Genomic DNA, 16,870 nt, shown 5'->3' with positions numbered 1-16,870 from the left:
GTGACTAAAATAACACAAAACAGCACTGGCCGCCCGGAAAAATCAAGGTTGCGGCCATTGCGTGGCTGAAGAGTTTAAGCGGTGGCTGGGGTTTTTTTTACGAGCTGGCAGAAATCGTCGGCGGGCATCGGGCGGGCAAAGAGGAAACCCTGGAAGATACGGCAGTTGTGTTGCTGTAAAAAGGCCAGTTGCCGTTCATCTTCAACCCCTTCCGCCACCACTTCGATTTCCAGTTCCGCGGCCATGGCCAGGATTGCCCGGACAATGGCGGCGTCACTGGGGTCGCTGGTGACGTTGGCGATAAAGGAGCGGTCGATTTTCAGTTGATTGACCGGCAGGGTTTTCAGGTAGGAAAGAGAGGAGTAGCCGGTGCCGAAATCGTCCAGGGAGATGCTAAGCCCCATTTCTACCAGGGTTTGCATTTTACTGATCGCATCGCGCAGGTCGGCCAGCAGGGCGCTTTCGGTCAGCTCCAGTTTCAGCCCTTGGGGGCGCACCCCGCTGGTGGTGAGGGCTTCCCGGACCTGATCGACAAAATCGGCCTGATGAAACTGGTGGGCACTGATATTTACCGCCATTACCTGGTCGGCCAGTTCGGGCTGTTCCTGCCATTCTTTGAGCCGGGAGCAGGCCTGCGCCAGGATCATCCGGCCGATGGGCTGGATCAGGCCGGTTTCCTCGGCCAGGGGAATGAATTCCGCCGGCGCCACCAGACCACGGCTGGGGTGCTGCCAGCGCACCAGGGCTTCCGCGCCGCGGGGGCGGCCGGTGCCGTTGAATTGGGGCTGGAAATAGAGCAGCAGTTGATTTTCTTTCAGGGCCTGGCGCAACTCGGCTTCCTGGCGGGCCCGTTCTTCCAGGGCGCTTTGCATGGCTTCGTCAAAAAAGCGGATGGTGTTGGGGCCGCTCTTTTTGGCCTGGTAGGTGGCGACATTGGCCCGGATCAGCAGTTCGTCGAACAGCTCATCCCGGCGGCCGAAAATACAAACCCCGATGCAGCAGGTTACATGACACTCATGGCCCTTGAGGGAAAATTGCCGATTGATGGTGCGGCGAATTTTTTTGGCGATCTCTTCGGCCTTGACGGCGGCCTGGTTGTAATCGGGGCCCAGATGATCGAGAATGACGGCAAATTCGTCGCTGCCCAAGCGGGCCACGGTGTCGGTTTCCCGCACGGAGAAACCCAGGCGCCGGGAGGTTTCCACCAGCAGCAGGTCGCCGATGTCGTTGCCCAGGGTGTCATTGACGGTGCGAAAATTGCCCAGGTCGATACCCAGCAGGGCGCCGTACTGTTCGGCCCGGGCGTGGATGGCAATATCGCGCTCCAACTGCTCCAGCAGGTAGCGGCGATTGGGCAGCCCGGTCAGAGCATCGTAGGTGTTGAGGCTGCGCACCTCATCCAGCAGGTTTTCCAGCCGCCGGTTGGATTCCAGCAGGCGGTTTTCCAGGCGGGCGCGGGTGACGGCGTAACGGATGGCCCGGCTCAGCGAGTAGCTGCCCAGGGTGTTTTTGGTTAAATAATCCTGCGCCCCGGCCTCCAGGGCGGCCTGGGCCAGTTCCTCGTCATCGTGGCCGGTGAGCACCACGATGGGGGTTTGCGGCGCCTGCCGGCGTACGCTTTCCACCGTCTCCAGGCCGGTGGAGTCGGGCAGGGCCAAATCCAGCAGCAGCACGTCGGGCTGGCGGCCGGCGATGATCTGGCGAGTCTCCGCCAGGCTGGCGGCGGTTTCCACCGCATAACGCCCCGAGCCGGCCCCCAGCAGGGTGCGCTGGACCAGCAAAGCATCACCAGGTTCGTCCTCCACCACCAGAACCTTGATCAGTGAATCGTTATATGATTGTTTTTCCTGCAAGGATTGGCCCCGGTAAGTCCCTTTTAGTGCTGTTGCCAAACCAACAACAAATATGAACTTAATAATATATACCGGCGGTTAATGATAAACAAGCATTAATAATCAAGCGATTAGGACTGCCATTTTTGTTGATTATTATATGAGCATTCACCCCTTGATAACCGCCAGGGGGTGCAGCTCCACCAGGACTTCCACCAGGTCGAGCTGGTTTTCGATTACCTGGTCAATTTCCTTGTAGGCGCCGGCCGCTTCATCAAGATCCCCTTTAGAGCGGATGGCGTGGATGATACCCCGGGCGTCCAGCCGCTTTTTTTCCTCTTCCAGGTTGAGCTGCCGCTGGGCCTGTTTGCGCCCCATTTTGCGGCCGGCGCCATGGGAGCAGGACTGAAAGCTTTCCGGGTTGCCCAGCCCGCGCACCAGGTAACTGGGGGTGCCCTGGGAGCCGGGAATGATCCCGATTTCACCGGCCAGGGCCCGGGTGGCGCCTTTGCGGTGAACAATCACCTTCTGGCCGTAATGCTCCTCCAGGGCCGCGTAGTTGTGGGCGATGTTGATCATAGGGGCAAAGGTTACCTGCGGCCCCAGGATCTCCCGGATGGTCTCCTTGATTCGGGTCAGCATCAGGTCGCGGTTGGCGTAGGCAAAATCCACGCAATACTGCATGGCCAGCAGGTAACTGCGGCCGGCCGGGCTGTCGGCGGTCAGGTAGGCCAGTTGCCAGTTGGTCGGCACTTTGGAGTTTTGTTCACGGTTGAGTTTAATGGCCAGCCGGTTGAAATAGTTGGCCACCTTGAACCCCAGGTTGCGGCTGCCGGAGTGGACCATCAGCCAGATGTGGCCGTCGCTGCCCCGTTGGATTTCAATGAAATGGTTGCCGCCGCCCAGGGTGCCGAGTTGATACAGGGCATTGCGATATTCCTCCGAGATCACCGGCAGTTCCGACAGCGGCACCGGGCTTTTGGGCATCATTCTTGTGTCCTGGGGCCGCCGGTGGTGCTTGAAGCCCAGGGGGATTTTTTGGCGAATTAAGGCCATCGCCTGCTTAAGTTTGTCGGTGCTGATCTCCGTAAGTGAAGTCTGGACCGCCCCCATGCCGCAGCCGATATCCACCCCCACGGCATTGGGGATCACCATGTCGGTGGTGGCGATCACCCCGCCGATGGGCATGCCGTAGCCGAGATGGGTATCGGGCATCAGGGCCACGTGGCGATGGATAAAGGGCAGGTTGGCCAGGTTTTTGGCCTGCTCCAGGGCGCCGGCTTCAAGATCTCCCAGCCAGGCCTTGATGGGCCGTTTTTCGCTGGTAATTACCTGCTTAACGGGCATGGCCTGGTTCTCCTCGGGCTGGCGAGAATAGGGCGGGCAGCTGGGTGAAATCCCCGGCCGGCAATGGCGGGCTGAAAAGGTACCCCTGCACCTGGTCGCAACCCCGCTGCCGCAGGTGGTCAAGCTGGACAATGTTTTCCACCCCTTCGGCCACCACGACAATGCCCATTTGATGAGCCAGGCCAATGATCGAGTCGGCGATCATGGCGGCCTCGGAACGATGTCCCAGATCCCGGACGAAGGATTGGTCGATTTTTAGGGCACTGATGGGGAAACGGCTGAGGTAGGCGAAGCTGGAGTAACCGGTGCCGAAATCGTCCAGGGAGACCGCCACGCCCAGTTTGGTGCATGCTTCCAGCAGGTCAACCGCCTCTTCCGGTTTTTCCATCAGGATACTTTCGGTCAGTTCCAGTTCCAGCAGGTGAGCCGGCACCTGGTATTTTTGCAGGCTGGCGGCGATTACTTCCGCCAGGTTGCCGGCCCGGAATTGGCGGGCCGAAACATTGACCGCCACCGGCAACTCCGGGCGGCCCTGCCGGCGCCATTTTTTTAGCTGGTGGCAGGTTTCATCAATCACCCAGTTGCCGATCTGTTCGATCAGTTCACTTTTTTCCGCCAGGGGGATAAAGCGTCCCGGCGGTACCAGTTCCCCGGCCCGGCGCCAGCGGATCAAGGCTTCGGCCCCGACGAGTGGGTAATGCCACTCGCTGTCGCGGTTTGCTGCTGTATTGATGGCTGCGGCGGCCTGTCGGTCGGCGGTGGTTGGCCGGGCATGGAGCATGATTTTGGGCTGGTAGAACAGCTCCAGTTCGTTGCGGGCAAGGGCCTGCCGCAAGGAGTTTTCCAGGTTCAACCGTTCCAGCGCGTCGATGTTCATCAGGCCGGTGTAGAAATGAAACTGGTTGCGGCCGCCTTCCTTGGCGTGATACATGGCCGCCTCGGCATTTTTCAGTAAATCAGCGGCGGTTTGGCCGTCGTTGGGAAAAATGCTGATACCGATGCTGGCGCCGACAAAGATTTCATTCTGGTCAGTCACCCGAAACGGGGTTGCCAGAGCGGCCAGCAGTTTTTGGGCGGCGACGGCGGCTTCTTCGGGGCCCGCGACGGTCTTTTGGAGCAGGATGAATTTGTCGCCGCCAAAGCGGGCCAGGGTGTCGTCCTGGCCCAAGATGCCACTCAAACGGCGGCCGGCCATGAGTAATAATTCATCGCCGGCCTGGTGCCCCAGGCTGTCGTTAACCTCCTTGAAGCGATCCAGATCAATGAAATGAATGGCCAGCAGCGACCGGTGGCGTTTGGCCCAAGCCAGGGCGTGTTCCAGGCGCAGCTGCAGCAACTGGCGATTGGGCAGGCCGGTCAGGGGGTCGTAATGGATCAGGTGTTTGCGTTGTGAGTCCGCCTGGCGGAATAGCTGATCGGTGGATTGAAAGCGGTATTCAGCTTGTAAAATCAGCAAAAAAACCAGCACGGCGGTAAACAGGATGTAAAACCAGCCCTTATAGGTCTGTAGCAGGGTGAGGGGTTCCGGCTCCAGGTCCATGGCCAGCAGTACTCGGTCGCTGAAGAAAATCCATAAGACACCAAAAAATGCATAGATGGCGGCCAGGCGGAGGGCATGTCGGATTTGCGGTGTCATGGTGGCTAATTTTACTTTAGTCAGTCCTGGTTATGGGGGCAAGTGACCGCTAAACATACAGTCAGGATACCTGTGCGGCGAGAGGTTGACAACCGGAGTTTTGCCAATTGAGCTGGCCCATGTTATTTTGAGGGGAATTATGGCTCAAGGGTTGTTGCAAAGGGGCCAAGCCCAAAAAACATGGAGGCTTTTGGGACAGACTGATAAGGAGTTGTTATGCCGCACCAGAATAAACCGGAAACCGCGGGCACGGTATACATCTGCCGGCACCAGGGGGACTGGGCGGAAGAGGTGTCGCGGTTGTTGGCGCAAACCGGGCTTGCGGCGGTGGTTGGTGGGCAGCAGCGAATCGTGGTCAAGCCGAACCTGGTGGAGGCGGCCGAACCGCCGATCACCACCCCGGTGGAGCTGACGGCGGCGGTGCTGGATTTTCTGCAAACCGCCGCGCCGCAGGCGGAGATCATCGTGGCCGAAGGGTGCGGTTCCAAAACCTACGACACCGGGCACTGCTTTGCACGGCTGGGCTATCTTGACCTGGCCCGGGCCAAAGGGGTGGAACTGGTGGATCTCAATGACCAGCCATCCATCCGCCTGACCCGCTCCGATTGCCGGCGCTGGCCCGAGATGCATTTGCCCGCCCTGCTTTTCGACGCCTTCCTGGTCTCCTTGCCGGTGCTTAAGGTGCATACCCTGGCCAAGGCCACCCTGACCCTGAAAAACATGATGGGCGCGGCGCCACCCCGGCATTACCAGCAAGGCGGGCACTGGAAGAAGGCCGCTTTCCACCATGATATCCAGGCGGCGGTGGCCGATCTCAACCGTTACCGCAGCCCGGATTTTACCCTGCTGGATGCCACCGTCGGCCTGGCCCAGTCGCACCTGGGCGGGCCGCCCTGTGATCCGCCCCCCGGGCTGCTGGCGGCGTCTTTCGACCCCGTGGCTCTGGATGCCTACGGCGCCGGTTTGCTGGGGTTAAACTGGCGGGAGGTTGAGCATATTTGCCAACTCCACGGTGAACTGGGCCAGGCTGAGCCGTTGCGGGTGGTTGAGGCTTAGTCTTCGGGCGTTAAAGCAGGCCGCATTTACGGGCCTTGAGGATGGCGTCCTGGCGATCCATGGCGTGCAGCTTTTCATAGATCTTTTTGATATGACTGTGCACCGTGTGGGGGCTGATGAAGAGCTTGGCGGCAATATCCTTGTAGCTGAACCCCTTTTCCACCTCGCGGATGATCTCCACCTCCCGGGTGCTGAGCAGGTTCTGCTGGAGGCTGCCTTTTTCCCGGAACTCCATGATCAGCCGGCGGGCTATTTTGGGGCTCATGGGGGCACCGCCCAGGTGCAGTTCCTGGATGCTTTCGATCAGCTCCCGGGGACTGCAACCTTTCAACAGGTAGCCGGAGGCCCCGGCTTTAAGGGCGGCAAACACCTTTTCCCGGTCCTCGTAAATGGTGTAGGCCATGAATTCCGTGGCCGGTTGCAACTCCTTGCCTTTCCTGATCACCTCCACCCCGGATATGTCGGGCAGTCCCAGGTCCACCAGCATGATATCGATGGGGGTGGTCCCGGCTGCCGCCAGCGCCGCTGCCCCGTTGGCATAGGTGCCGCATACCGTAAACTCCGGGACCCCGTCCAGAAGCAGGCGCAGATTTTCCCGCAGGCTGAAGTCATCTTCCAGAATAGCTAATTTCATTTAAGGTGTTATCCTCCGGTTACTAGGGAGCGGATGGCTAAGGGGAGCTTCCAGTTTGACCCGGGTGCCGCCGCCGGGCGGGGTGAAAATCTCCAGCTTGCCGCCCATGGCCGCCGCCCTTTTTTGCAGATTGACAAGGCCGCTGCCGGCCCCGGCATCTTCTTTGATGCCGATGCCGTCGTCATTGATGACCAGGTTCAGCCGAGATTGGGTAAGGTCAAACTGGACGAACACCTTTTTGGGCCGGGCATGTTTGCGTATATTGTTCAAAGCTTCACTGTAAATGCGCCATAACTGCAGCATGAACAAGCTGTTGGGCAGTGGTGCCTGGGTATCCAAAGTAAGGCTGAAAACAAGCTTTATACCGGCACTGTCCAGCAACTGATGGCCATACCGGCGCATCTCGGCGGTAAGTAGCTGCCAGTCGCGGATCTGTTGATCGACACAACTGATAAAGCGTCGGATCTCCGTTACTCCCTCCCGGGACAGTTCCTCGATGGTGGTCAGCAGCTTTCTGGTGGCCGGGTCCAACTCTTTCTGCAGGGCGGCGGCGGCCATCAGGTTGATATTGGTCATCAGCCCGCCGGCGCCGTCATGCAGGTCATCGATGAGCAGACTTTTTTCCTCCCGGCTTTTCTCGATCTGTTGGAGCAGCAGGTTGCAGGAGTCTGCCAGTTCCTCCACCTCATCATGGCTGTAGTGGTTTGTTCGCTGCGCGCAGCCATCCTGGCTGGTTGCTTCCGTCATCAGCGAGGCCAGCTCCCGGAACGGGGCCAGCACCAGGTTGCGCATCTTGAGGCTCAGGCCGGTGGCCAGCACGATGCCGGCTAGAAAAGCGGTCAACAGCAGGATGAGCCGTTTGTTTGAGCTTCGGTTAAATTCCCTCAGGTCTAGAACCAGTTTGACAAAGCCCAGGTAATCATCGCCGCTGAACAGGGGTTGGCCGATAATGGCATGACCCTGGGAGAAGGACAGATGCTGGTTGAATTCGGTTGGTGGCGGGTATTGCTCTTGGTTATAGTCGTCTGTTTGGTACTGCATTGTTTTTTGGTGTTTGTGGTCGTAAAGGCGGGCAAAAAGCACCTGGGGGTGGTGGTCCAGCCGGGTGGCAAGGTTAGACGCTGTCAGGCAGTGCTGCCGGCACTGGCATTCGGGCAGGCAGCGGGCGCCAATCAACTTGCTCAGCAGTCGAGCCTGGTCGCGACTGTACTGCAGGCTGGTTTGACGCTCCATTGCCAGAATAACCGGTATCGTAATCAGGGCAAAAACAGTCAGGGAAAGAGCGGTCAGCAGGACCAGGCGGCCGGCAATCCTGCTGTGGCGGTGAAACCGGTTAAGCCTGCCGATCATAAGAACAGGTCCGGGTCAGACGCGGTGACCATCTGGTTGAAAAACCATCTCTTCATAACCTCCCCTCCCAAGGCTGTAGAGTTTGGTTGTTGTTCTTGTATTGTCATAATATAATGCCGGTCAATCTAACGTAAAATCAACCAAAGCGGTGTTTTTTAACGAAAAAAAAACGGCGCCCGATGATGGTGATTACGCGCTTTAAGCTTGATTTTAGGGAGCTTTATGGGGTGGTGAGCGGGGTGGTGCTCGCCCGTAAATACCCATGTCTGGTGATTGTTGGGGCATTCGGTTCATACTACTTTGTGTTTGGCGCTTGACAAAAATGATTCATCAAAGGGGTTTAATGGCTGTGAGGAACACAGTGGAGTCGAGTCGAGTGGGTACAGGAGGGGGGGTGAGAAACCGGGCCGTTGCTCATCAGGGGGACTGCCTGGGCAGAATGTGTTGCACGGTGCAGCGGCGGGACAACCGCATCGAGATTTCCCTGCGTGGCGATATCGGTACCAGGGAGGCGGAGTTGTTGCAGCGCCACCTGAACTCCTCCCTGCCCGTGGAGCAGGGGCAGGAGGTGGTGATTGACCTGGATGGTTTGAATTATCTGGGAGGGGCCGGGATCGGCACAATTTTGGCCCTCTATAAAAAAATCACCGCCAATCGGGGTGTTTTTCACCTGACAAATATTCCCGGTCCCATATACCACTTGTTGCGGGAGTTGCGGCTGGACACTCTTTTTGCGTTATCACCCCGGCAATAGAGAAATCGGCGCCCTGCTGCTTGTTACCGGTACGGCGCCGGTTTTTTTATGGTTGGGCGGGCTGGGATGAGGTTGGCTGAGCGGCGGCGGGTTTGTTGAGTTGGGGGTAGCGGCTGGTCAGGAGTTGCCAGGCTTCCGTTCTGGCGGCCAGGAGTTCTGTAGCCAGGGCTCTGGCCAACTCCAACCGGTTGCCCCGGGCGGCTTCCGCCAGGGAGTGGGCCAGCCGGTGAACCATCGGGAAGCAGGGAGTGGCGGCGGAGCCGACGATTTTATGGATGGCCTTGCCCAGGGTCGGCAGGTCGTTGTCGGCCAGCGCCTGGGTGATCTGCTGTTCTGTCTGCTGCATCATTTGCCGGTGCTGGTGGAAGAATTCCTGCAACTCATCGAGGGACAGGCAGCGCTGAAAATTCTGCAGCATCTCTTCATCAAACTTCTGTTCTCTTGTCACAATTGTGCACCAGGTTAACGATAACCCTGTTTTGATTACCGGGTTGCAGGTGTTGCGTTTTTTTCCAGGCGGTACCCGGCGCCGGTTACCGTAAGGATTATTCCCGGCTGGCGGGGGTTGTCTTCGATTTTCTTGCGCAGGCGCGAAACCAGTACATCCACCGTTCGCTGGTGTCCTCCCCCCGTCTCCCTGGCCACCAAAATACTTAACTGCTCGCGGCTGATCACCCGGCCGTCCGCGGTGGCCAGGGCGGCCAGCAGCTTGAATTCGCCGCCGGTCAGTTTGGTCACCCGGCCATCTTCGGCCACCAGCACCTGCCGCTTGAGGTCAAAATGCCAGCGCCCCAGTGGAACGGATGTGTATTCCCGGAACCGGGAAGGCTCTTCCAGGCGCGGCAGCACACGGCGCACCCGATGGGTAAGCTCATGGGGCAAGAAGGGTTTGATCAGATAATCGGCGGCGCCGGATTCAAAGCCGAGAAGCCGTTCGGCCGGTTGGCTGCGGATGGTCATAACCAGAAAGGGGATGCTTTGCTGTTGCAACCGCTGCCCAATTTCCAGGCCGTCACCATCCGGCAAATTGAGATCCAGTATCACCAGGTCGTATTTGTTTTGCTCCAGGGCCTGCATGGCTTCCGCCTGGTTGGAGGCATAGTCAACCTGGTAGCCTTCCTTAAGGAGCACGGTGGCACAAAGATATAGGAGAGAAGGGTCGTCGTCGATAACCAGAATGTGATGGGTGTCGATACCGCTGCTCACAGATTATTTTTTCCTTGCGCATATCACGGGTGCTGTCACCCGGTTAAGATTATTGCACAGCAAGTGCTACTGAATAGTATTAACCTCCCTTTGAGGATAACCAATGCGGGGGCTGGGGGCAAGAGGAAAAAAACGTATAGTCGTTTAGATGTAGTACGTGTTTGAAAGCCGTGGCTGTTAACAGGCCGTTTATGACTTCGTCCCCGGGTCAGATCGTTAGATCGCTCCGGGGACGTAACAGCCCGTTTTTTTAACAACTGTCAGGTGAGAGGCAGGCAACTTTGAAAGCGCTTGCGGAAACAATTTGTTAACTAGGTGTTAACGCCCTGCAATTGCAAAGTTTTTTTACTGTATGCGGCTTGCCGCCAGGAATCTTTTCGGTTAAGTTGTGCCGGCCCTGAGAGGGGTGATCAAGTTTCGAATACCAGGAATTACCCAGTCATGAAGGAGGATGATAATGGCCGCGCCGAACGGCTCGTTTTCGGGCCTGGATGACCGCCTGTTTCTCTCGGCCCAGCGGGAGAGCGAGGCGCTGAAGGAGCGACTGCTGGAGTTGTATCTGCTTTACACCACCAGCCGCACTTGCGGTATGGCCATGCAGACCAGCACCCTGTTTGTCAAGATTGTCGATCTGTTGAAAAACGCCTTGGGGGTGGAAGAGTTTTGCCTGATGCTCAAAGATCCGGAAAACGGCCTTTTTGAGGTTTGGAGTGCCGACGAGCGGGTGCTGGCTGCTGCCGGTGATGTCTGTTTTCGCAGTGGTGAGGGGATCTCCGGGCTGGTGGCGGCCAGCGGTCAACCGATTCTGGTGCAGGATGTCGATCAAGACTCGCGTTTTCTCCACTATCGAGGTTTGCTGCAGGGGATCGGTTCTTTTCTTTCCGTGCCCCTGTTGGGCAGTGATGGCCAGGTATTCGGGGTGCTCAATATCCACAAGGCAAAGCGCCATGGCTTCCGGGAAAAAGATAAGGAGTTTTTCTGCGCTGTTGCCCACAACCTGGCGGTGGCCCTGGAACGGGCCCGGCTGTTTGAAAACGTGCGCAAAGAGGCGATGCATGACGGTTTGACCGGGATTTATAACCGCCGCTTTTTCCTGGAGTGCGCCGAGCGGGAACTGCATAAGTGCCAGCGGGGCAGCAACAGCTTATCATTGCTGTTTATCGATATCGACCATTTCAAAGATGTGAATGATAATTTCGGCCATGTCTTCGGTGATCAGGTGTTGCGCCAACTGGCCAAGATCCTGCAATGTGGAATCCGGCAAAGCGACATTCCAGCCCGCTATGGCGGTGAGGAGTTTGTGGTTTTGCTGCCGGACACCAACGGGGAAGCGGCCTGTTGCCTGGCAGAAAAACTCCGCAGTAAGGTGGCGGAAGATCTGGTGGCCACCCCTCCGCATGAGCAGCCCAAAACCATAAATCTGACCGTTGGGGTAGCATCTTACCCCGAGGATGGTAAAACCGTCATCGACTTACTCAGGGTGGCCGATCGCCGGCTTTACAAGGGCAAGGAAGAGGGGCGTAACCGGGTGGTCGGGCCCATGGCCCAGGCTCCGGTTGCGCAGGCGGCCGAGAACCGTCGCCGCCATCCGCGGCAGCGGGCCGCTTTACGGGTGGTGCCGGAGTCCCTGGTGAATGATTGGCCGTCGCAACCCACCGTGCACTCCATCGATATCATGCATGATCAGAAATGGCAATTTTGTGTCTTGATGGACGTGAGCCGTGAGGGGTTCAACAGCCTGGTTTCATTTGAGCCGCTTATGGGGGCTGATTATCTTTGCCGGGCCGTGGCTGACCCTAGAAACGGCGGCGATTTACGGCAATTTGCCGTTAAGGTACGACACGTCGAGGAGTTGGCGGATTGTCGCTACCTGATGGGGGTGCAGGTGGGGCGGCGGGATGTTTCCGCCTGGCACCGGCTCTGTTCGGTGCTGGGTTAGAGAGCAGGTAAGTTATTTGTCCGAAGGCTTGCGGCTGATGCCAAGTTCCTGGGTAACCTGGGTGGCGATCTCTTCAATGGAGCGGCCGGCCGTGGAAATGACAGGGATATTATAGGTGTGAAAAATCTGTTCCGCCTGTTTGATTTCTTTGCGGCAGGTGGCCAGTTTGGCATAAGAGCTGTTGGGGTAGCGCTTTTCTCTCACGTTGTGCAACAGCTCCGGGGTGGTGGTGAGCCCCACGGACCGGCGGGCGTTGCGCCGCAGCGGCTCCGGCAGTTTATACTCCCGTAGATATTCGGCGGTCAGGGGAAAATTGGCGGCCTTCAGCCCCATCTGGGTGGCCAGGTAGACGCAGACCGGGGTTTTGCCGGTGCGGGAGACCCCCAGCAGGATTGCCTCCGCTTCATCGGCCTCGTTGGAGCGCACCCCGTCGTCATGCTCCAGGCTGAAGTGGATGGCCTCAACCCGTTTGGCCATGGTGATGTTGTCGATCTGCCGGGAAAAGCCCGGCACCCTCAAGGCCTTGGTTTCAAGGGAATCTTCCAGTCTTTTCAGGAAAGCCTCAAAGACATCGAACAGTTCCACCTCCGGGTGGTCGAAAATCCGGCGGATTTCCCGATCCATGATGGTGCTGAAGATAATGGGTCTTCGGCCGCCTGAATGCTGGAGGATGTAAGCCAGGGTCTTTTCCGCCTCTTCCCGGCTGAGGATGAAAGGGAAGCGCTCTTCGTGGAAGCTCACTTCGGGAAACTGGCGGATCATGGCATGGCCCAGATTGGTGGCCAGAATGCCGGTGCTGTCGGAAACGAAATAAATGTCTTTAGAGTTCCACATTGGTCATCCCGGAAGCTGTTCGATCAGGCGGCGACCCACCGCCAGGCGGGCCTTGAGCAGGGAGGGCTTGGCCGGTTTGGCCAGGTAGTCGTCGGCGCCGTGCTCCAGGGCTGCTATTTGTTCTTCGGTGGAGGTGCGGCCGCTGAAAATGATCACGTACACGTACGGGGTGAGCCTTTTTTTGCGGAGCTGGTGGCAAACCTGCATGCCGGTTATCTCCGGCAGGTTCCAGTCCAGAATGGCCAGGCGGATGGTCGGGTCGGCCATCAGGGCCTGCCAGGCCTCTTTACCGTTGGTGGTTTCCACGGGCTGGTAACCCCACTTTTCCAGGAAATTTTGCAGGCCCCGGCGCACCACGGGGCTGTCTTCGGCAATCAGGACTTTCATGGGCTTTCTCCGCTTGCAAGCAATGGGGGCTGCTATTCCAGGTCACTGCGGTAAAGTGAACGAAATTTAGCCATCTGCTCGGCAATGTCTTGGGGCAGATCCAGCCCGTAGCGTGCCACATATTCCGCCGCCATGCGGTGGGTGTTGAAGATGGGGCAGTTCAGGGCCAGGTTCATCAGGCCGCGATCCAGGTAGGCCGCCGGCTCCGGCTCCTGGTAGAAGGTGGCCAGAATGTCCGGCAGGGTTTCGTAAAAGGAGGCGGCATCTTCGCTGTAAAGCATTTCCGCCCGCTGTTCGCTGAGCAACTCCGGGTTGACCGGCCCTTCGTAGCCGAATTTCCAGCCGGTCTGCCCTTCGTGGTAGCCCTCCACCCACCAGCCGTCCATGATGCTGACGTTGGGCACCCCGTTCATGGCGGCCTTCATGCCGCTGGTGCCGCTGGCTTCCAGCGGCCGTTTGGGGCTGTTGAGCCAGGCATGGCAGCCGGCCACCATCATCTTGGCCACCGCCATGTCGTAGTCGGGGATGAAGACCAGCCGGGCCAGGCCGTCGGTGCGCTGGTAAAGTTCTTCCTGGATGTCGATGATGGTCTTGATCAGTCCCTGACCCGGCTCGTCGGCGGGATGGGCCTTGCCGGCGTAAATAAAATTGATGGGCCACTGCTGGTCCACCAGGATGCGGGCCAGGTGGTCCAGGTCTTCAAAGACCAGGTCGGCCCGTTTGTAAGTGGAGAAGCGGCGGGCAAAGCCGAAGGTGAAGGTGCGGTAGTCCAGCCGGCTTTCTTTTTCATCCAGGTAAGAGAGGTAGTTGGGGGGGTCGATCCAGGTGGAAATCCGCTGCTGGCGGTGTTCGGCGAGCATGGCGTTGACATGGTCGATAAGATATTTGCTGTCCGCTTGCCAGGCGGTGGCGAAGGCCTGGCGGAACCTGGTGCTTTTCAGCAGTTTGTCGGCCTGCCGGAAGACACTGGGATCATGGCGCCAGCCGGCCAGTTCCGGGGCCGAGTCGTAAACCTGGGCCTTGTTTTCGCTGATCCAGGTGAGATGGTGGACACCGTTGGTAATGGCACTGATACGCTCCTTGAACTGGGGGAACTGGGTGCGGGTGACCTCGCGGTGCAGCCGGCTGACGCTGTTGGTGGCCCGGTTGACCCGCATGGCCAGGGCGGTGAAGTTGTAGGCCTCGGGGTTTTGTTCATCCTCGGCAAGCAGCTGTAAAATCCGGCGGAAAAATGAGTGTTCCAGGCCGTGGTACAGGCTGCGGGGAAAGCGGTCGTGGCCGGCCTTGACCGGGGTATGAATGGTATAAACCACATGGCGGGCCGCCTCCTCGGCGGCGGCCATAATCTCCCGGTCGTCGGCCAGGCGGCGAAAGTCATCGCCCAGCCGGCGATGGAGGATCTCGCTGATCAGGGCCAGGACCAGCACCACCCCATGCTGCTCGTTGAGATGGATGCTGTCGGAGGTCAGCCCCAGGGTGCGCATCACCGGCAGTACGCCGGCGCCAAGCAGGCGGCGCTGGATGGCCTTGGAGGCCTCCGAACTGCTGTCATAAAGTTGATGCGAGGATTTTCTGATCCACTCCGGTGAAGCCGGAATATCGTAATCCAGCAGAATTTCCGGCACGAAAAAATCCAGCCCGCTACCAATCTCCATTTTCAGCCACACCTGGGCCACGGCCTGGATCGGCTGATCCTGCTGATCGTGAAAATCCACCGTAACGGTAAGGGGCTGGTCCGGGTTGCCGGGCTGATGCAGCGGGTACAGACCCGGCACCGCTTCCGGTTCCCACTCCCGTCTCCAGGCCACCTGGCCGAGGTTCATGTCCACCAGTTGGGAGAAATAGCCGTGGCGGTAAAGCAGGGAAATGGCTGCCACCGGTATCTTGCAGTCGGCGAAACTCTTTAAGGTGTCCCCAGCCAGAATTCCCAGGCCACCGCTGTAGGTGGGGATCTTTTCCGGGCCGTGCAGGAATTTGTTGGCCAGGGGTGACAGGTCAGGGGGGAGTTTGTATTGTTTGCCCATCTCCTGCAGGAGATTTTTGATCGGGTGGTAGACGTCCCGGTCGGCGCCGATTTCCATGGAAACGTAAGTGACGGACTGCCCCTTTGGGCCGGTCAGTGTTTGCCAGACTTGGTCAAAACAGGCTTGCGAAACACCGAAGAAAGTGCCGTAAGGGCTGGTGGCCGTCAGGTCAACAGGGGTTGGTTGCCGTGATTTCATTGCTGGTTGATCCTGGCGGAGCTGCGCACAGACGCTCCGTGGTTGATTTTGCCTGACTCTTTAACACATAACAACAACAGGTTGTCTTCTGGGGTGGAAACTGACAAATGGAACGACTTAAGCATGTCCTTTGAAACTTACCGTTTTTGAATGTTTTTGTAAAAGGGAAAAGTGCCCTCCGGCCAGGGCTGCGGAAACCCGGCAGCCGGAAAAAATGCTTGAAATTGCAGAGTCTTTTCTATACATTGTTCCGCTGTTGTCCCGTAACGATGCTTGACCGGATGCGATGGTGGTTCCGGGTCGAAATTGTTCCAGTACGGCGCCCGGATAGCGGTTTTGTTTTTTGCGATGTCGACAACTTATCCACATTTATGAGGAGATGGCCCGATGAAAAAAGAGATTAAACGGATTTTCACTGCAGTGGCAATTGTTTGTGCGGTTTCCCTGTTTGCTGCCGGTTGCGGCAAGCGGGTTGCGGTGGATCCGGCGGACGAGCCGACCATGGAGCCGGCGGTTACCGAGACCAAGCCCACCCACACCCCTTGGGAGCCGGCTCACGCCTGGCCGGGAGAGGCCGATGAGGAGTCTTTGGATGACACCGCCGCCGCCGAGCTGGCCGTTAAAGAAGGTCGTACCTCTGGTCCGTTGATGCCGGTTTACTACGATTTCGATCGCTCCAATATCCGTGCCGATCAGGAAGAGCGCCTGGTGCACAACAGCAACTACATGCTGGACAACCCCCGGGTTCGGGTGCGGATTGAAGGCAATACCGATGAGCGCGGGACCCGTGAATACAACATGGCCCTGGGTGAGCGCCGGGCCTTGAGCGCCAAAAAGTACCTCATCGACCTGGGGGTTGCCGCCGAGCGCCTGGAGACCCTCAGCTATGGTGAGGAAAGGCCGATCAGCTTCGGCCGGGACGAGCTTTCCTGGTCTTTGAATCGGCGCTCTGATTTTGTTATTATTCGATAAACCCTCGTGTCGGGTGCCTGGCCCATGACCAGCCACCTTAATTGAGCTTGTAAAAACCCGGGGCGGGGAGACTCAACCCGGGTTTTTTTGTTGTAAGGCGGCCGGAAGCCGCAGCACAGAAAAGGAGTAATAAGATTATGAAGAACAAATTTGCCGCATCGTTGCTGGCCGTTGCTTTGCTGCTGGCCTTTTTTGTCGTGCCTGCCGCAGCCGTTGAAGGTCGGATCGCCACCTTAAGCGTCCAAAAAGTGCTCGATAATTCCGTGGTGGCCGGTGAGGCTCGGCGGCAGATCGAGGCCGAGTTTGAGAAACACCGCTCCTCTTTGCAGCGCGAACAGCGGGAACTGGAAGAGTTGCACCGGGAGATTGAGCAGAAAGGTTCGGTGTGGAGCGAGCAGGTACGCTCTCAGAAGGAGCGCGAGTTGCAGCGCCGTTACCGGGAGTTTGAGGCCAGGAACGAGGATGCCCAGCTTGCCGTCCAGGAACTGGAACAGGAGTTGATGGAGCCGATTCTGGAAGCCCTCAACAAAATCATTGACCAGCTTGGCCGGGAAGAGGGGTATGACCTGATCCTGGAGTACACCATGAAGGGGCTGCGTACCCGTACCGGTCTGCTTTACGCCGCCGATGCGCTGGATATCAGCCGTGAAGTGAAGGAAAAACTCGATGCCAGGTTGGGCACCAACGAGTAGCCGTTAGGT

Annotated in this window: 15 protein-coding genes; 5 read left to right on the top strand and 10 right to left on the bottom strand. The window is 58.2% G+C overall.

The window, feature by feature from the left end; all coding sequences use genetic code 11:
* Window positions 1-74 precede the first annotated feature (74 nt).
* The 3 genes from DAAHT2_RS05340 to DAAHT2_RS05330 form a co-directional block, all read right to left on the bottom strand.
* Window positions 75-1,853: a putative bifunctional diguanylate cyclase/phosphodiesterase gene (locus tag DAAHT2_RS05340; RefSeq protein ID WP_013163275.1), complete on the bottom strand. Its 1,779-nt coding sequence runs from the start codon at window positions 1,851-1,853 to the stop codon at window positions 75-77.
* Window positions 1,854-2,000: 147 nt separating this feature from the next.
* On the bottom strand, window positions 2,001-3,179 hold the full coding sequence (locus tag DAAHT2_RS05335) for an RtcB family protein (protein ID WP_013163274.1): 1,179 nt from the start codon (window positions 3,177-3,179) through the stop codon (window positions 2,001-2,003).
* The gene (locus DAAHT2_RS05330; RefSeq protein ID WP_013163273.1) at window positions 3,169-4,815 is read right to left on the bottom strand and encodes a putative bifunctional diguanylate cyclase/phosphodiesterase; all 1,647 of its coding nucleotides are present in this window, start codon (window positions 4,813-4,815) and stop codon (window positions 3,169-3,171) included. Before DAAHT2_RS05330 ends, DAAHT2_RS05335 begins: the two co-directional genes overlap by 11 nt.
* Before the next feature lie 216 nt (window positions 4,816-5,031).
* Here DAAHT2_RS05330 and DAAHT2_RS05325 point away from each other — a divergent pair, with 216 nt between their 5' ends.
* Entirely contained in the window at window positions 5,032-5,871 is an 840-nt protein-coding gene (locus DAAHT2_RS05325; protein ID WP_013163272.1) for a DUF362 domain-containing protein, read from the top strand.
* Window positions 5,872-5,881: 10 nt separating this feature from the next.
* Here DAAHT2_RS05325 and DAAHT2_RS05320 read toward each other — a convergent pair whose 3' ends face one another.
* Window positions 5,882-6,505, bottom strand: a complete 624-nt coding sequence (locus DAAHT2_RS05320; protein WP_013163271.1) for a response regulator transcription factor — start codon at window positions 6,503-6,505, stop codon at window positions 5,882-5,884.
* Window positions 6,506-7,855 carry a sensor histidine kinase gene (locus DAAHT2_RS05315; RefSeq protein ID WP_013163270.1) on the bottom strand — a complete coding sequence of 450 codons (1,350 nt, stop codon included), beginning with the start codon at window positions 7,853-7,855 and terminating at the stop codon, window positions 6,506-6,508.
* Between the two features lie 394 nt (window positions 7,856-8,249).
* Between DAAHT2_RS05315 and DAAHT2_RS14265 the strand changes: the two genes are divergently transcribed.
* Window positions 8,250-8,609, top strand: a complete 360-nt coding sequence (locus tag DAAHT2_RS14265) for an STAS domain-containing protein (protein WP_157861421.1) — start codon at window positions 8,250-8,252, stop codon at window positions 8,607-8,609.
* A gap of 46 nt (window positions 8,610-8,655) precedes the next feature.
* Here DAAHT2_RS14265 and DAAHT2_RS05305 read toward each other — a convergent pair whose 3' ends face one another.
* Window positions 8,656-9,057, bottom strand: coding sequence for an Hpt domain-containing protein (locus tag DAAHT2_RS05305; RefSeq protein WP_041718827.1), 402 nt, complete (start codon window positions 9,055-9,057; stop codon window positions 8,656-8,658).
* A gap of 35 nt (window positions 9,058-9,092) precedes the next feature.
* Window positions 9,093-9,815, bottom strand: a complete 723-nt coding sequence (locus DAAHT2_RS05300) for a response regulator transcription factor (protein ID WP_013163267.1) — start codon at window positions 9,813-9,815, stop codon at window positions 9,093-9,095.
* Between the two features lie 457 nt (window positions 9,816-10,272).
* On the opposite strand from DAAHT2_RS05300, the gene DAAHT2_RS05295 reads away from it, so the two are divergent.
* The gene (locus tag DAAHT2_RS05295; protein WP_013163266.1) at window positions 10,273-11,754 is read left to right on the top strand and encodes a GGDEF domain-containing protein; all 1,482 of its coding nucleotides are present in this window, start codon (window positions 10,273-10,275) and stop codon (window positions 11,752-11,754) included.
* Window positions 11,755-11,766: 12 nt separating this feature from the next.
* Here the strand turns inward: DAAHT2_RS05295 and DAAHT2_RS05290 are convergent, their stop codons facing one another.
* From DAAHT2_RS05290 to glgP, 3 genes are read right to left on the bottom strand one after another with little or no spacing between them, the layout of a single operon-like run.
* A complete protein-coding gene (locus DAAHT2_RS05290; RefSeq protein WP_013163265.1) occupies window positions 11,767-12,588 on the bottom strand; it encodes a pyruvate, water dikinase regulatory protein in 822 nt (273 codons plus the stop codon).
* A 3-nt stretch (window positions 12,589-12,591) separates the two neighbouring features.
* Entirely contained in the window at window positions 12,592-12,975 is a 384-nt protein-coding gene (locus DAAHT2_RS05285) for a response regulator (RefSeq protein ID WP_013163264.1), read from the bottom strand.
* 32 nt (window positions 12,976-13,007) lie between these two features.
* The gene (gene glgP / locus DAAHT2_RS05280; protein WP_013163263.1) at window positions 13,008-15,197 is read right to left on the bottom strand and encodes an alpha-glucan family phosphorylase; all 2,190 of its coding nucleotides are present in this window, start codon (window positions 15,195-15,197) and stop codon (window positions 13,008-13,010) included.
* A gap of 387 nt (window positions 15,198-15,584) precedes the next feature.
* Here glgP and pal point away from each other — a divergent pair, with 387 nt between their 5' ends.
* Both pal and DAAHT2_RS05270 read left to right on the top strand, forming a co-directional pair.
* Window positions 15,585-16,169 carry a peptidoglycan-associated lipoprotein Pal gene (gene pal / locus DAAHT2_RS05275; protein WP_013163262.1) on the top strand — a complete coding sequence of 195 codons (585 nt, stop codon included), beginning with the start codon at window positions 15,585-15,587 and terminating at the stop codon, window positions 16,167-16,169.
* 137 nt (window positions 16,170-16,306) lie between these two features.
* The gene (locus tag DAAHT2_RS05270; RefSeq protein WP_013163261.1) at window positions 16,307-16,861 is read left to right on the top strand and encodes an OmpH/Skp family outer membrane protein; all 555 of its coding nucleotides are present in this window, start codon (window positions 16,307-16,309) and stop codon (window positions 16,859-16,861) included.
* Window positions 16,862-16,870 lie beyond the last annotated feature (9 nt).

Source organism: Desulfurivibrio alkaliphilus AHT 2 (assembly GCF_000092205.1).
Taxonomy (GTDB): Bacteria; Desulfobacterota; Desulfobulbia; order Desulfobulbales; family Desulfurivibrionaceae; genus Desulfurivibrio; species Desulfurivibrio alkaliphilus.
The sequence above is the reverse complement of the archived record's forward strand: the minus strand, read 5'-3'. Positions and strand labels throughout refer to the sequence as shown.

Bases quoted from the DNA above. Each gene is read 5' to 3' on its own strand.
- DAAHT2_RS05295 (WP_013163266.1), top strand. From the start codon at position 10,273: ATGGCCGCGCCGAACGGCTCGTTTTCGGGCCTGGATGACCGCCTGTTT.
- DAAHT2_RS05320 (WP_013163271.1), bottom strand. From the start codon at position 6,505: ATGAAATTAGCTATTCTGGAAGATGACTTCAGCCTGCGGGAAAATCTG.
- DAAHT2_RS05330 (WP_013163273.1), bottom strand. From the start codon at position 4,815: ATGACACCGCAAATCCGACATGCCCTCCGCCTGGCCGCCATCTATGCA.
- DAAHT2_RS05315 (WP_013163270.1), bottom strand. From the start codon at position 7,855: ATGATCGGCAGGCTTAACCGGTTTCACCGCCACAGCAGGATTGCCGGC.
- DAAHT2_RS05270 (WP_013163261.1), top strand. From the start codon at position 16,307: ATGAAGAACAAATTTGCCGCATCGTTGCTGGCCGTTGCTTTGCTGCTG.
- DAAHT2_RS05290 (WP_013163265.1), bottom strand. From the start codon at position 12,588: ATGTGGAACTCTAAAGACATTTATTTCGTTTCCGACAGCACCGGCATT.
- DAAHT2_RS05285 (WP_013163264.1), bottom strand. From the start codon at position 12,975: ATGAAAGTCCTGATTGCCGAAGACAGCCCCGTGGTGCGCCGGGGCCTG.
- DAAHT2_RS05325 (WP_013163272.1), top strand. From the start codon at position 5,032: ATGCCGCACCAGAATAAACCGGAAACCGCGGGCACGGTATACATCTGC.
- DAAHT2_RS05335 (WP_013163274.1), bottom strand. From the start codon at position 3,179: ATGCCCGTTAAGCAGGTAATTACCAGCGAAAAACGGCCCATCAAGGCC.
- glgP (WP_013163263.1), bottom strand. From the start codon at position 15,197: ATGAAATCACGGCAACCAACCCCTGTTGACCTGACGGCCACCAGCCCT.
- pal (WP_013163262.1), top strand. From the start codon at position 15,585: ATGAAAAAAGAGATTAAACGGATTTTCACTGCAGTGGCAATTGTTTGT.